The sequence below is a fragment of the Brachybacterium sp. HMSC06H03 genome, from assembly GCF_001807385.1.
GTDB lineage: Bacteria > Actinomycetota > Actinomycetes > Actinomycetales > Dermabacteraceae > Brachybacterium > Brachybacterium conglomeratum.
This window is the reverse complement of sequence record NZ_KV788806.1, coordinates 19,390-33,298: the sequence shown is the minus strand read 5'-3', so window position 1 is coordinate 33,298 and position 13,909 is coordinate 19,390. Positions and strand designations below refer to the sequence as shown.

Annotated in this window: 13 protein-coding genes; 8 read left to right on the top strand and 5 right to left on the bottom strand. The window is 71.6% G+C overall.

Translation table 11 applies throughout. The features are described 5' to 3' along the window. Both HMPREF3159_RS09420 and HMPREF3159_RS09415 read right to left on the bottom strand, forming a co-directional pair. Complete coding sequence (locus HMPREF3159_RS09420) at positions 1-525, bottom strand: acyltransferase (protein WP_070500795.1); 525 nt, start codon at positions 523-525, stop codon at positions 1-3. Further along, entirely contained in the window at positions 522-1,499 is a 978-nt protein-coding gene (locus HMPREF3159_RS09415) for a glycosyltransferase family 2 protein (RefSeq protein ID WP_168165407.1), read from the bottom strand. Before HMPREF3159_RS09415 ends, HMPREF3159_RS09420 begins: the two co-directional genes overlap by 4 nt. 511 nt (positions 1,500-2,010) lie before the next feature. Here HMPREF3159_RS09415 and HMPREF3159_RS09410 point away from each other — a divergent pair. The 3 genes from HMPREF3159_RS09410 to HMPREF3159_RS09400 all read left to right on the top strand — a co-directional run bounded on the left by HMPREF3159_RS09410 (position 2,011) and on the right by HMPREF3159_RS09400 (position 5,312). Then, a complete protein-coding gene (locus tag HMPREF3159_RS09410; RefSeq protein WP_141748160.1) occupies positions 2,011-2,985 on the top strand; it encodes a hypothetical protein in 975 nt (324 codons plus the stop codon). Positions 2,986-3,213: 228 nt separating this feature from the next. Further along, the gene (locus tag HMPREF3159_RS09405) at positions 3,214-4,698 is read left to right on the top strand and encodes a sugar transferase (protein ID WP_083305893.1); all 1,485 of its coding nucleotides are present in this window, start codon (positions 3,214-3,216) and stop codon (positions 4,696-4,698) included. A 2-nt stretch (positions 4,699-4,700) separates the two neighbouring features. After that, positions 4,701-5,312 carry a VanZ family protein gene (locus tag HMPREF3159_RS09400; RefSeq protein ID WP_070500792.1) on the top strand — a complete coding sequence of 204 codons (612 nt, stop codon included), beginning with the start codon at positions 4,701-4,703 and terminating at the stop codon, positions 5,310-5,312. Here HMPREF3159_RS09400 and HMPREF3159_RS09395 read toward each other — a convergent pair. Further along, positions 5,212-6,045, bottom strand: a complete 834-nt coding sequence (locus tag HMPREF3159_RS09395) for a nucleotidyltransferase family protein (RefSeq protein ID WP_246821589.1) — start codon at positions 6,043-6,045, stop codon at positions 5,212-5,214. The genes HMPREF3159_RS09400 and HMPREF3159_RS09395 overlap by 101 nt on opposite strands. A 121-nt stretch (positions 6,046-6,166) precedes the next feature. On the opposite strand from HMPREF3159_RS09395, the gene manA reads away from it, so the two are divergent. Genes manA through HMPREF3159_RS09380 form a run of 3 tightly spaced genes read left to right on the top strand, consistent with a single transcriptional unit; the run spans position 6,167 to position 8,807 of the window. After that, positions 6,167-7,381, top strand: a complete 1,215-nt coding sequence (gene manA / locus HMPREF3159_RS09390; RefSeq protein WP_070500790.1) for a mannose-6-phosphate isomerase, class I — start codon at positions 6,167-6,169, stop codon at positions 7,379-7,381. Then, on the top strand, positions 7,378-7,665 hold the full coding sequence (locus tag HMPREF3159_RS09385) for a PqqD family peptide modification chaperone (RefSeq protein WP_070500789.1): 288 nt from the start codon (positions 7,378-7,380) through the stop codon (positions 7,663-7,665). Before manA ends, HMPREF3159_RS09385 begins: the two co-directional genes overlap by 4 nt. Continuing rightward, positions 7,662-8,807, top strand: a complete 1,146-nt coding sequence (locus tag HMPREF3159_RS09380) for a P-loop NTPase family protein (protein WP_070500788.1) — start codon at positions 7,662-7,664, stop codon at positions 8,805-8,807. Before HMPREF3159_RS09385 ends, HMPREF3159_RS09380 begins: the two co-directional genes overlap by 4 nt. Here HMPREF3159_RS09380 and HMPREF3159_RS09375 read toward each other — a convergent pair whose 3' ends face one another. Next, the gene (locus HMPREF3159_RS09375; RefSeq protein WP_083305892.1) at positions 8,808-9,371 is read right to left on the bottom strand and encodes an arsenate reductase/protein-tyrosine-phosphatase family protein; all 564 of its coding nucleotides are present in this window, start codon (positions 9,369-9,371) and stop codon (positions 8,808-8,810) included. It lies immediately after the preceding gene. 304 nt (positions 9,372-9,675) lie between these two features. Beyond that, a complete protein-coding gene (locus HMPREF3159_RS09370; protein WP_070500786.1) occupies positions 9,676-10,713 on the bottom strand; it encodes a MauE/DoxX family redox-associated membrane protein in 1,038 nt (345 codons plus the stop codon). 137 nt (positions 10,714-10,850) lie between these two features. Between HMPREF3159_RS09370 and HMPREF3159_RS09365 the strand changes: the two genes are divergently transcribed. Together HMPREF3159_RS09365 and HMPREF3159_RS09360 are read left to right on the top strand one after the other, a co-directional pair. Then, positions 10,851-12,281: an aldehyde dehydrogenase family protein gene (locus tag HMPREF3159_RS09365; RefSeq protein WP_070500785.1), complete on the top strand. Its 1,431-nt coding sequence runs from the start codon at positions 10,851-10,853 to the stop codon at positions 12,279-12,281. A gap of 225 nt (positions 12,282-12,506) precedes the next feature. Beyond that, positions 12,507-13,871: a M48 family metallopeptidase gene (locus tag HMPREF3159_RS09360; protein ID WP_246821588.1), complete on the top strand. Its 1,365-nt coding sequence runs from the start codon at positions 12,507-12,509 to the stop codon at positions 13,869-13,871. The last annotated feature ends 38 nt before the right edge of the window (positions 13,872-13,909 follow it).

The window sequence follows — 13,909 nt, the reverse complement described above, 5'->3', positions numbered from 1 at the left end:
TCAGCCCACCTCCTCGACCTGTTCATCCGGCCCCAGGTCACGTAGCTTCCGAGCGGGAACGCCTGCGTAGACGCTGTCGGGGAGGCAGTCGTTGGTCACCACGGCTCCTGCGCCGATGATGCATCCGGCGCCGATCGTGATGCCCGGGAGGATGATCGCCCCGGCGCCGATCCATGCTCCGTCGCCGACCGTGACCCCGCGGTGGGCGCCATCTGCTGCCCGTCGCGTCGACGTGCCGATCCCGTGATTGCCCGTCACGAACAGTGCTCGGGGGCCCACGGTGACGTTGGTTCCGAGTCTGATCGGGCCGGCATCGAAGTAGGCCTGGTTGTTGATGAAGCTCCCCGATCCGATTTGGATCGCCCCTGGATTGCAGAAAGTGACTCCGTGGCCGAGGGCGACGTCGTCGATACCGGCGAGCCCTAGTCGAGCTAGGAGCCGGGCCCGGTGTCGAATCGGCACCACGGAGGACCCCGCGGCGCGGAAGAGCGCGCGCCTCACGGCCCCTGCGAGCGGCAGCCTCATGCGGACATCGTCCCTTCCGAAGGATTGTTGTGTCGGGCCGATGGTGCGGTGAGTCCGAGCCCCGGCGTGGACGGGGGCGCTGTGCGCGGCCATCCGAAACGGAGCGCGCCGCTCGCGTTCCCGAGTGCATAGGACCATCGCATGGCGATATCGAACGGCGAGGCGGAGCGACGGAACGGCATCAGAGCCGTGGCCGCCAGGCAGCGTGCTATGTCGGCCGGCCACGGCGGGACGGGCGACTGCGAGGACACTCCGTGGACGATCAGCAGTCGCCGTCGGGCCCGCGCGTCGTGGAACCCGCGGCGCATGCGCTGCTTCGCGGACCACTTCCCCCGATACGCGATGCGGGCTGACTCCGCGACTGGGACTCGATGGCCGGCGCGCCGGGAGCGGAAGGCGAGATCGTTGTCGTCGCCGTAGTGGGCGAAGCCCTGATCGAAGCCGCCTAGCTCGAGAACCGTCGACCGTGCCCCTCCGAAGTTTCCCGCCATCAGGACGGGGAACGGGCCGGTCTGCTTGTCCGCTGGTGCGCTCCACTCCGGGGAAGGAACGTCGAACTCTCGGCGGACCGTCTCGAGGCCGTCTGAGAAGGGCGCCTCGGCCAGCAGGATCGACTCACCGGTCCAGATCTCAGTGTGCTGGGACGATAAATATCCATTCCTCACCCAGGTCCGTGAGACGACGTCGTCCGCATCGCAGAACTGCAGTGACTCGGCGCGAGCATGGGAGATCCCCACGTTCCGCGCATAGGAGGAGCCCTGGTGCTCGTGTGCTCGGACGACCTTCAGCTCGAAAGCGGTGGAGTGCAGGAAGTCCGCAACGGCCTCATCGAGTCGTTGCGCAGGGTCGTTGTCCACGAGGATCACCTCGAACGGCGGCGCATCGATCTGATCCGAGAGCGACGCCAGCTGGAGCGCGATGGTCGCGTGCGCCTGGAAGCACGGGATGATCACGCTGACCGATGGACCGGCCACGTCCCCTCCTTGCTCCTCATCCGGGGCCCGCGCTCGGTGCACGGGCGACGAGTCGAACGATAGCGGCAACTCAGCGGCCATGGCCGAAAGTATCGTCGCTCCTTGTTGGCCTCCCAGGTCGCGACCTCGCCTCGAGTCCGGGTTGCTCGCCGGCGGACGGTCGCGGATGTGACGCCACCCACCGATCAGAACCGAGGAAAGTCTTCAGTTGCCCCTCGGGGGAGCCGCCGCGCTTCAGCGGCGACGTCGCGCGGGACCGGCGCGTGGCATCGGCAGTGCGGCGTCAGGACCAGCGCAGTCACAGGGGCTCGAGCGCACCGGCTATCGCGCCCCTATGCCAACTTCGAGTTTCGCCGCGCAGTGTCGAGGCGGCGTTCGAGGAGGCGGTCCTGCACCTGGGCTGGGACCGCTGAACATGGTCCCCGGAAGCCTTGTTGAACGCGCCGACGCAGCGGATCGGTCACGCCGCTCGCACAGTGCTCAGGGGCATCGAGAGGCCGGGGGAAGACACATGACCACGCCACAGCAGGAGGCCAGGCCGACCCGTCGCGCCGTCGTGCGCGGTGCCGCGTGGGCGGCACCCGTCGCACTCGCGACCGTCGCCGCGCCCGCGGTCGCGGCGAGTCAGCCGCCTGCGCAGTACGAGATGGATCTGGGGATCTTCGTCTCCGCCTCGGCGTCGGCGGACACCGTCGGACGCGTCGGGTATTTCGGAGGCAATGAAGGCGGTGTCCAGACCGCGGCCGACACCCCTGAGGAATCGTTCCGCAACGGCACCACGTGGGCGGAGTCCGACCTGAACTGGGTGGACGGGCGAGGGACGACCGCGACCACCTGGAATGCCATGAACGCCGTCAACGGCGAGGGCAGCTTCACCCCGACAGGGAACTTGCAGACCACGGGCGTCTACCCCTCCACCACCGGGTTCTGGTTCTCCCGCCCCACCTCGACCTCGGGGACAGGGCAGACCGCGAACTACCGCGGATCCACGACTCTCGCCTCGGGCGCAGCTCTCACCTCCACGGTCACCGCGATCTACGCGCCCGGCACGAACACATCCGTCGCCGGGCAGATCGCCGTCGGTCCTTCGTACACGACCATCAGTCCGGGTGACGCGGCGAAGCCTTTCACCTACACGGGCAGCATCACCGGGAGCCCGATCTGCGTCTCGCCCCTGTCCGCGAAGGGATCCACCACCTTCTATCCGCCGACCGTCACCACCAACAGCAAGGGGCAGGTCGTGGTCACGATGAGCTACACGTTCACCACGAACCAGGCGGTCACCGCTGGCACCGCGAAGCCGTATTCGCAGATCATCTCGCCGCACACCTTCGGACTGTCCAAGCCCGGCCTGCTGGGCTTCCAGATCGCCGCCGACATCACCGGCACGCTCACGCCGAGCACCACGCGGCAGCCGGTCCAGCTCTCTCGCGCCCTCACGCAGCGGACCTACCTCTCGCTCTCAGGTGCGTGGCCGCCCGGGTGAGCTCAGCGGCTCTGATCACAATTTCTGCACAACTGTGCTCGTCTGTCGCCACCCACCATTAAAGTCGCAAGCAAGCGTCGCTTCGCCCGGTATCTCCCGCGGGCACTCGGGGCGGCTGGGCGTTGGACCGCACGGTACGGCGCAGGGGTGTGAGACGGTGGCCGTGGTCGACGATGAGCCGTGGAGGGGCTGTTGAACGCTGTTCCCGGGGACCTGGGAGTGGGGACCATGACTGAGCTGGATGCCGAGCGGACCGCTGCGGCACGCCGTCGAGCCGCGACGCGGCCCCTGCGCACGCCGGTCGCGCAGCTGCGCCTGCTGACCCTGCCGGCGATGATCGTCGCGGACGTGCTCGCGCTCGCCCTCGCGGTGGGCATCGCGTTCGCCGTCCGCCAGGTCGTCCTGCCTCCGGCCGGCGATCTTCGCGAGAACGTCGCCAGCGCCTCCCTGATCATGGCGCTGGGCTGGTTGGCCGCGATCGTGATGCTCGGCGGGTACGACCGCCGACAGCTCACCTCCGGCCCGCAGCTCTACCGCAACGTCCTCCACGCATCCGGTGCCGCCTTCGGGGCCATCGGAGCGTTCGTCTACCTGCTGGATCTCGAGCTCTCCCGCGCCTTCTTCCTCGCGTTCTTCGTGGCGGGCCCGCCGCTGCTGCTGCTGAACCGGCTGCTGCTGCGGCGCGGCCTCGCCACGGCCCGCCTGCGGGGGGTCTTCCGGCAGTCGGTGATCGCCGTGGGCTCCCTCGGCCACGTCGACGGGATCGCCGCGACCCTGCACCGGGAGCGGTGGCTCGGCTACGACGTGGTGGGAGCCGTGACCCCGGGTGGCATCGCCGACTCCTCCCGGCTCGGCATCCCCGTGCTCGGCGCGGAGCGTGACCTGCTGGCGATCGCGGAGTCTGCCGCCCCGGACATGCTCCTGTTCACCGCCGGGTCCACCTCGAGCGCCGAGGAGTTCCGCCGGACCGCCTGGAAGCTCGAGCACGAGAGGATCGGCGTGATCGTGGTGCCCGCCCTCACCGAGATCTCCGCGGACCGCGTCACGATGCGCCCCGTCGCGGGCCTGCCGCTGGTGCACATGGACCTGCCCCGCGCCCGCCAGGCCCTGCGCTGGACCAAGCGTCTGTTCGACGTGGTCGTCGCCGCGCTCGTCCTCGTCGTGATCGCCCCGCTGCTGACCGTCATCGCGCTGCGCATCCGCGCCCACGACGGAGGGCCGGTGATCTTCCGCCAGCAGCGCGTGGGCCGCGACGGAAAGCACTTCGAGTTACTGAAGTTCCGCACGATGGTCACCGACGCCGAGGCCGTGAAGGCCGAGATGGTCGAGCGCGCCGTCCAGGATCGCGGCAACACGGTCATGTTCAAGATGCAGGACGACCCACGCATCACCGCCCCCGGACACTTCCTGCGCCGCTTCTCCCTCGACGAGCTGCCGCAGCTGTGGAACGTGCTGCGCGGTGACATGAGCCTCGTCGGCCCCCGCCCCGCCCTGCCCGGCGAGGTGGAGCGCTACGACGACGACGCCCGCCGGCGCCTGCACGTGCGCCCCGGCATCACCGGGCTGTGGCAGGTCTCCGGCCGCAGCGACCTCTCCTGGGAGGACACGGTGCGGCTGGACACCTACTACGTCGACAACTGGTCCTTCACCCAGGACCTCCAGATCCTCATCCGCACGGTCAAGGCCGTGCTCGCCTCCTCGGGCGCCTACTGACGATGGCCCGGCCCGCACCGGAGGCGGGGGCCGCGCAGCGCACCGGCCCTGCCCTGCCCCGCCCCCTCCGCCTCCTCGCTGCGCTCGTGCTGCTGCTCTACCCGCTCGCGGCGGGCGCCCTGCTGCTCACCTCGGACGGCTGGGCCGTGAACCGTCTGAACGTGCGGATCTGGTACGCCTTCACCGGTGCCGTCGGCCTGCGTGAGCAGGTCACCCCGGAGATGTTCGCGGCGCTCGCGAACGTGGCGCTGTTCGTGCCGTTCTTCGCGGCGCTCGCCGTGCTGGTGCCCACCTGGTGGTGGGTGGCGGCCGGCGCGGGACTCTCGATCGCGGTCGAGCTCTACCAGGGCGAGATCGGCACGCGGGAGCAGGACCTGGTCGACATCCTCGCCAACACCGCCGGGGCCGCGCTCGGCGTCGGCCTCGGGCTGCTCGTGCGACGGCTCGCCGGGAGTCGCTCACGGAACCGCCGCACGGAGCGCCCGGCCGACGCGTCGGCCCGTCGGCCGGGGCTCAGCGGCGCAGGAAGCGCCCCCAGCGCGCCCACCACTCCCGGCGCACCTCGCGCCGAGACGGGGCATGGCCCAGGCGGAGGCCCAGATGATCGCGATTGACCTGCAGCGCCTCGACCAGCAGCCGCGCCGTCTCCAGCGGTCCCTCGGCGTCCCGCAGCCGTGCCCGCCACACCTCCCGCGGGGCGGCGCCGTCGTGCACCGCCTGCCACACCCGCGCCCCGGGCAGGCCCTCCACGGTCTCCGGGCGACCGGTCGCGAGCGCGAGCGGCACCTCCGCGCCGAGCTCAGCGGCGAGGTCCTCGATCCGCGCCCTCTCCGCCTCGTCCACCTCGGTCCAGGCCACGCGCACGTCGTGACGGGAGCGGCCGCTCGCATCGCGGGCGGCGTGCACCAGCAGCACCAGCCTCTGCGCGGTGAGATCCGGGACCGCGCACGCAGCGCCGCCGAGATCCACGCTCTCCCGGCGCGCCCACAGCTGCTCGAAGCTCGCCGCCGCATCCCGGTCCAGACCCGGGAAGGCGCGGTGCAGATCGGCCGTGCCCCACACGCGGTGGTGGAACGTCGCCGCATGCGCGAACACGCTGCCGTGCTCGAAGGTGGTCACCTGCTCCCACCCGTCGGCCTCGAGCGCGGCCACCAGCGGCGCGACCTGCGCCGGGTCCACCAGCACGTCGCAGTCCGAGGAGCCGGCGCGGCCCTCGGCCAGCAGCGGATGCAGCGCCTCGCCCTTGAGATGCAGGATCCTCACACCCGCACCTCGGGCAATATGGTCGAGGCAGCCATGGGCCATGCGCAGACGCACCGGGACCGGCACCTGCACGAGGGATGTCATGGGGGCAAGTGTAGGAGCCGCCGGCCCCTGGCCGCGGGACCGGCAGCAGCGCCCGCGGGCGGAAGGATGCTCGTCATGAGCGCAGAAGGACGCAGGGACGAGAAGGGGAGGGGGAGCGGACGTGTGGGAGCTCGATAGCCGCATCCAGCACTACGACTGGGGATCGACCACCGCGATCCCCGAGTTCCTGGGCCACCCCGCCGACGGCGCCCCCTGGGCCGAGGCCTGGTACGGGGCGCATCCGCTGGCGCCCTCCACCCTCGCCACCGGGCAGGACGCCGGCGCCGGCCTCGACGCCGCGATCGCCGCGGACCCGCGCCGCATGCTCGGCGACGGCGTGGAGCGCGCCTTCGGCGCCCGACTGCCCTACTTGCTGAAGGTCATCGCGCCGGAGAAGCCGCTGTCCCTGCAGGTCCACCCCGACCGCGAGCACGCCCAGGAGTCCTTCGCCGCGGAGACCGCGGCCGGGCTCCCGCTCGAGTCGCCGCTGCGCAACTACCGCGACGACAACCACAAGCCCGAGATGCTGATCGCGCTGACCCGGTTCACCGCGCTGTGCGGATTCCGCACCCCGCGCCGCGCCGCCGCGCTCCTGGAGGGGCTGGGCACCGACCTCACCGATCGGCTCCACACCCTCCTCACCCGCAGTCCCACCGCCCACGGCATGCGCGCCGCGTTCCGCACCCTGGTCTCCTCCGCGATGCGCCCCGACCCCGAGGCGGTCCAGCAGGTCGTCGAGGCCTGCCGGGCTCGTGCCGACTCCGGCCGCTCGCCCTCCCCGCGCATCGACAAGACCGTCGCGCTGCTGGCCGAGCACCACCCGGGCGATCCCGGCGTGGTCGCCGCGCTGCTGCTGAACCCCGTCACCCTCCGCCCCGGCGAGGCGATGTTCGTGCCCGCCGGGACCCTGCACGCCTACCTGCACGGCGTGGGCCTGGAGATCATGGCCGCCAGCGACAACGTGCTGCGCGCCGGGCTGACCCCCAAGAAGGTCGACGCCGACGAGATGCTGCAGTGCGTGAGCGTGCAGGCCGCCCCGCCGCTGCGCGTCGCGCCGGAGCGGCAGAACGCGACGTCGGTCGCCTACTACGCCCCCGTCGACGACTTCGAGCTGTCGCTGACCACGCTCACCGACCCGCCCGGCACCTTCCGCACCCGCCACCGCGTCCCCGGCGGCGGACCCCGCACCCTCCTCGGCCTCGAGGGGGAGGTGCTGCTCCAGAGCGACCTGGGCCGCCACGTGCTCCCCGCCGGCAAGGCCCTGTTCGTGCCCGCCGCCGCCGGTCAGCTCCACGCCGGCGGCTCCGGCCGCTTCGTCCAGGCGAGCGTCCCGTGACCCGCTACCGGCTGCGCCCCCTGGTCAGCGACTGGGACGGGGAGGACCTGTGGGTCGGGGCGCTGCCCCACGGCCCGATCACTCGCATCCAGGGCGTGGGCGCCCTCGTGCTCGAGCTTCTCGCCGAGACGCCGGACCGCGCCGCGAGCCCCGCCGAGCTCGCCGACCGGCTGCGGCAGGAGGTCGAGGACGTGCCCGAGGATGCCGAGCAGATCATCACCGACTTCCTCGCCGAGCTCGATACGGGCGGGATCCTCGAGACGATCGAGGAGGACGCCGCGTGAACGCCGCGCCCACCACCGTCGCCGCGACCCGGCTCGAGGTCGCCGGCCACCGCGTGCTGCTCACCTTCGGGCCCGGCCTGGAGACCGTGGCCGAGGAGATCGACACCCTGTGGTCCCACCTGCGCGCGGCCGACGACGACGGTGCGACGCCGCAGATCCGCCTCGACTACGCGCTCGCCGGCGGCGACCTCCCCGCCGGGACCGTCCCGCTGTCGGCGCGGCCCGAGGCGAGCTACACCATCTCCGGCCACCTCACCCGCGAGGTGATCCGCCGACTGATCGGCACCCGCCTGCTGCTCCACGCCGGCGCCGTCGCCCACCCCGAGCTCGGCACCCTCGTGCTCGTCGGCGCGTCCGGGGCGGGGAAGTCCACCGCCTCCTCCCTGCTGGGACGGGACGGCGCCTATCTCACCGACGAGCTGACGATCATCACACCCGGCAGCTTCGCGCTCACCCCGTATCCCAAGCCCGTCTCCAAGCACGACCCGGAGCTCGGCGCGAAGCGGGATCTCGCCTTGCCGGGCCTGGGCCTGCGCGCCGCCGATGAGGTGGCCGCCCCGGCTCCGGCGATGGTGCTGCTGCTCGAGCGGATCCAGGACGAGGGCGAGGTGGGGGAGGGGTCCTCGGTGACGCGGGTGCCGCTGTCCGAGGCACTGACCCGGATCGTGCCGCAGACCTCCTCCCTGTGGGAGGTGCCCGGCGGCCTCGCCGCGCTCGCCGCCCTGCTGGACTCCGTGGGCGGCGCTCTGGAGGTGCGCTACCGGGAAGCCGCCGAGCTCGAGGAGCTGCTGCGCCGCCTGCCGCCGCCCGAGCACGTCGAGACGGTCGAGATCGAGCCGTCGCCCAGCGATGCTGCCGCCGGCGAGGACACGGCGCCGGCGCCCGGCACGATCGCCGCCGCTCCGTTCCGCCAGGCGCTCGCCGTCGAGTCCGGGCTGTTCGTGCTCGGCGAGCACGGCGCGATCCACCTGCCGGGCCTCGCGGGACTGGTCTGGGACCTGCTCGCCGACGCGGGCCCCCTCACCGTCGATCAGCTCAAGCAAATGGTGGTCGAGGAGATCGGGGAGCACCCCGAGAGCGCGGCCCTGGTCCGCGGCGCGGTCGCGGATCTCGTGGACCACGGCTGGGCCCGCCAGAGCTGATCAGCGGGCTAGGATGCCCCGGCGCAGCACCGGCACCAGCTGCTCCACCCGCTCGGTCAGCAATGCGGCCGTCCGTGCCGCCTGCGCCGCGTCCTTGCCGTAGGGATCGGGGACGTCGAGGCCCGCGGGAATCGCGCGGCGCGTCCACGCGGAGATGATTTCCTTCAGCGAAGAATCCGGATTCTCCGACGCCATCCGAGCGAGCTCTGGAACATGTCCTATATGTCTGATGCGCCTAGCTGCGGCAGGGAATTCATCCAGGAGGTAGGCGCGCTGCCGGCGCGACATCGTCAGGATCAGATCCGCCCCGAGGTCCGCGGCGGATACCTGACGGGCGCGGAAGCCCTGCGGGTCGACCCCGCGCGCCGAGAGCTCGCCCGCCATCTGCGACTCCATCGCACTGCCCTCGAGTGCGAAAATGCCCCTGCTCACGACGCGGCTGCCAGGCAGTCGATCGCGCAGCAGATGTTCGGCAAAGGGGGAGCGGCAGACGTTGCCGGTGCACACGAACAGGATCGAGAGTGGCGGCGGCTCAGGGCGGTGCGCGGGGGCGGGAGAGGTCATGCGCACAGACTAGACGCCACAGGCGACTTGTCGGAAATGCCCAGATAAAAGTGGAAGCGCGGAAAACTTACTGGGCGGTAAGGTCACGGAAAGGTGTCGGAGGTGAAGAATCGTGACCGCCCTCCTTTCTATTCGCCGAAGGCATGTCAATATCAGGGGCGTGACGGTCCGCCGTCGCACCTGTCCGCCTGAGAGCGCCTCCCTCGGAAGGCGCCAGCTGGTGCGCCCGGAGCGAAGCGTCCCCCGTCGTCCACTCGACGCGACAGGCGAGAACCGCCGGACTGCTCCGCGGGAGCCTCTCCGCTCACTCGGTCGCGTCCGGCTCGCCGCCGACGCCCGCCTCCGCGAGCTGCTCCCGGATCTCCTGCACGAACTCGATCACCGCGCTGCCGCCGTTGACGGGGCCGCCGGCGAGCTGGCCGTCGGCCCCCAGCAGCACTGCACTCGGCGCGCTCGCGCTGCCGAGCGCGGTGCGGGCGGTGAACTGCAGGTCGTGCAGGGCGTGGTCGGTGACGCGGTCCGTCGTCCGCTCGCGCAGCTGGTCCAGCGGGCGGGAGAACACGAACCGCACCTGCAGCGTCTGCTCCAGCTCGCCGATCCACTCCTCGGCGTGGTCCAGCACCCGCTCGCACGGCCCGCAGCCCTCGGTGACGAACACCAGCAGCGCCGCCCGCTGCGCGGTGAGCTGGGTGAGGGTGATCAGGCGGCCGTCGGGTTGCTGCAGCACCGCCGCCGGGATCGGGGAGCGCTCGTAGTCCAGCAGCTCGTCCTCGTCCGCATCGGCCGGGGTAGTGGTGGGAGCGGTCGAGGCGTCGGCATCGGTCTCGGCGACGCTGCCGCCGATCGTGGCGGCCGTCAGCGCGATCGCGATCAGCAGCGCGAGCCCGAGACCGATCAGCCCCATCGGCGCCTGCACCAGGAGAGTGGTCATCGCGCCGCTCCCGGCGGCGGCGACGGCCAGCACGCCGAGGAGGCTCAGGAGCACGTTCCGCACCAGCGTGGTGCGGGAGACGGTGGGGGAGGCGAGGGTGCCGAAGCAGGAGCAGTGCACCTGCTCCTCGAAGGTCAGCGCCCGCGCGATGATCATCAGATAGGTGAGCATCAGAGCCGCCACGAGCCCCGTCAGCAGCACCTGCAGCGGCGGGGCCGGGATCCAGATCGCGAGCGCGAGCACGATCTCCGTCACCGGCAGCACCGAGGCGACCGAGGCGTGCATCGTCGGCAGCGGGAGGCGCAGCGAGCGCATCGCGTCCTGGGTCCCCTCGCGCGCACCGAGCTTCGCGAGCCCGGAGATCAGCAGGGTGATCGACAGCAGGATCGGTGCCGACAGCAGCACAGCCATTCGGGGAGCCTCCTCGCGTCGGCCCGGCCTTCGGGACGGCGTCCCCTCCATTGTCCGGCATCGACCACCGACGGAACGGGGACGGACAGGTCGTTCGCCCACGGCGCATCGCGACCCGTCGGCCCTACCCTGGAGCCATGTCGACTGACGCTCAGCAGGCCTCCACCGCCCTCGACGCCGTCCGACGAGGCGAGATCCTCGCCGACGTCGCCGCGCTGCGGGACTCCTTCGACGCCGGCACCACCCGGCCGCTCGCAGCGCGGATCGCCCAGCTCGACGCCCTCGCCCGCGGCCTCCGCGCCGAACGCCCCCGGCTGCTGAAGGCCCTCGAGCTGGACCTCGGCAAGTCCCGCACCGAATCACTGATCACCGAGCTGGGCGTCGTCACCCAGGAGATCGCGCACCTGCGGAAGAACCTCCGTGCCTGGCTGCGACCGGAGCGCTTCGGCCCAGGGCTGCTGCTCGCGCCCTCCAGCGGGCAGATCCGTCGTGAGCCTCTCGGGACCACGCTGATCATCTCCCCGTGGAACTACCCCGTGAACCTTGCGCTCGCACCGCTGATCGGCGCGATCGCCGGCGGCAACACCGCACTGCTGAAGCCCAGCGAGGTCGCCCCCGCCACCTCCGCCGCGCTCGCGCACCTCGTCCGCGCCCACCTCGACCCGGCCTGGGTGAGAGTCGTCGAAGGCGCCGTCGAGGAGACCACGCTCCTGCTCGAACAGCGCTTCGACCTGATCTTCTACACCGGCAACGGAATCGTCGGCCGGATCGTCGCCCGCGCCGCCGCAGAGCACCTCACCCCCACCGTGCTCGAGCTCGGCGGGAAGTCGCCGGTGTTCGTCGATGCGGGTACCGACCTCGCCACCACCGCCCGCCGCATCGTGTGGGGGAAGTTCACCAATGCCGGGCAGACCTGCGTCGCCCCCGACTACCTCATGGCCGAGCGCTCCACCCTCGACGCCCTCGTGCCCCATCTGAAGGACGCCGTCGCCGCGATGTACGGGCGCGACCCCCGACGCAGCCGCGACTACGGCCGCATGGTGAACCAGAAGCACTTCGACCGCGTGCTTGCCCTGATCGACGACGGCAAGGCTGTGCTCGGTGGCACCTCCGCAGCCGATCGGGCCAATCGCTACCTCCCGCCGACGATCCTCGACGGCGTGGACTGGGACGATCCGGTGATGGAGGAGGAGATCTTCGGCCCCGTGCTCCCGCTGCTCGCCGTGGACGGGCCCGACGAGGCAATCGCCCGCATCAACGGGGGCGAGAAGCCTCTGACCGCCTACGTGTTCAGTCCCCGCCCCGAGATCGAGGAACGGTTCACGGCCGAGACCTCCTCGGGCTCCCTCGCTCTCGGCCACACGCTCGCCCACCTCGGCTCCCAGACCATGCCCTTCGGCGGCGTGGGGGAGTCCGGCATGGGGAAGTACCACGGCCGCGCGAGCCTCGAGGCGTTCACCCACGCCAAGCCTGTCGTGAAGAAGCCGCTGCGCCCCGACACCCTCCGGCTGGTCACCCCGCCGTATCGCGGGGCGAAGCGCGCTCTGCTCGGGCGGCTGTTCCGCTGAGTGCCGCGCGGTGGAGACGCGATCCTCCATGCGCTCGACCCCCGTCGGCCGCGCGGACGGCCCCACTGCGACGAACGTCGCCGTTCCCTCCTCCCTGCGTCCATGATCGGGTCTGACCAGCACGATCGGTGATGCGCAGCGAGGCTCGCGGGTCTACCGTCGGACCATGGCCCACACGGGTCGACCGACCCTTCCCCGTGAGCAGAACCGCTCGAGGAGTACCCCATGACCTATCCGCCCACCGCCGCGCAGGTGTCACCGACGCCTTCGGCCCCGAAGAAGCCGACACTGTTCAACGGCGCCACCACCCACGGCGTCCGCGGCCAGCGCCGGATCCGCCACCCCTGGGAGCTGCCGCTGCTGTGGGTGGGAGTGGCCGCGACGGTGCTCGGCTACCTCTCCTGGGGCGGCGCGATCGGCGGCACGATCTGGCTGTACTCCGAGCAGGGCGAGGACGCGATCTCCAAGGCGTGGGAGTACGCCTCGATGCTCCCGCTGGTGATCCAGCTGGTGTTCCTGCTGCCGTTGCTGCCCCTGATCATCTGGTGGGTGCGCGCGATCATGTACGCCCAGATGCGGGCCACCTCCGTGCGGATGAGCCCCACCCAGTTCCCCGAGGGCTACCGGATGGTGGCCGAGGCCGCCGCCCAGTTCGGGATGCGCAACGTCCCGGACGCCTACGTGACCATGGGCAACGGCGTGATCAACGCCTTCGCCTCCGGTCACGGGTTCCGCCGCTTCGTGGTGGTGCACTCGGACCTGTTCGAGGTCGGCGGTCAGGGCCGTGACCGCGACGCGCTGAAGTTCGTGATCGGACACGAGGTGGGCCACCTCGCCGCCGGCCACGTCTCCTACTTCCGACTGCTGTTCACCAACCTGCTCTCCCTGGTCCCGCTGCTGGGCCCGGCCCTGTCCCGCTCCCAGGAGTACACCGCCGACAATTTCGGCTACAGCTTCGCGCCCGAGGGCTCCGCCGGCGTGATGGGCCTGCTCTCCGGTGGGAAGTACCTGGGCACCGAGGTCAACGTCCACGAGCTCGCCGACCGTGCCGCGACCGACCCGAGCTTCTTCGTGCACTGGGTCAACTGGGGCTCTTCCCACCCGGTCACCACCTGGCGCGCCCACGCCCTGCGCGACCGCTCCAAGCCCGGCGCGCTGTGGATCCGCCCCAAGGGGCACCTCTTCGACTCGCCGCTGCCGGCCGGGCACCGCTGGTCCTCCCTGTACCCGAGCCCCGGCGAGGCGATCGCACTGCTCGACGCCGCCGACGGTGTCCGTCCCGCGGGATACGGCGACCAGTTCGGCCGCTTCACCGGCGTGCCCACCCCGGACCGTCCCGGGGTGCGCACCCTGCAGACCTGCGCGCCGCTGCTCAGCGACCGCACGGCCTACGTCATCCCGCCCGGCCCCTACAACGACGACGCCCGGCGCATCCCGGCCGAGGACGTCGCCGCGAGCCCGTTCGCCGCTCCCGAGCAGCAGTCCGCGACGGGCACCGGCTTCGGGGCGGCAGGCACCGACGAGACCACGGAGCCCCGCACGGACGAGTCCGCCTGCGGGCCGGGCGACGAGGATCCCTCCCACTCCTGACCCGCACGTCCCGCAGCGGCCGGTCCCCTCTCAGGCCC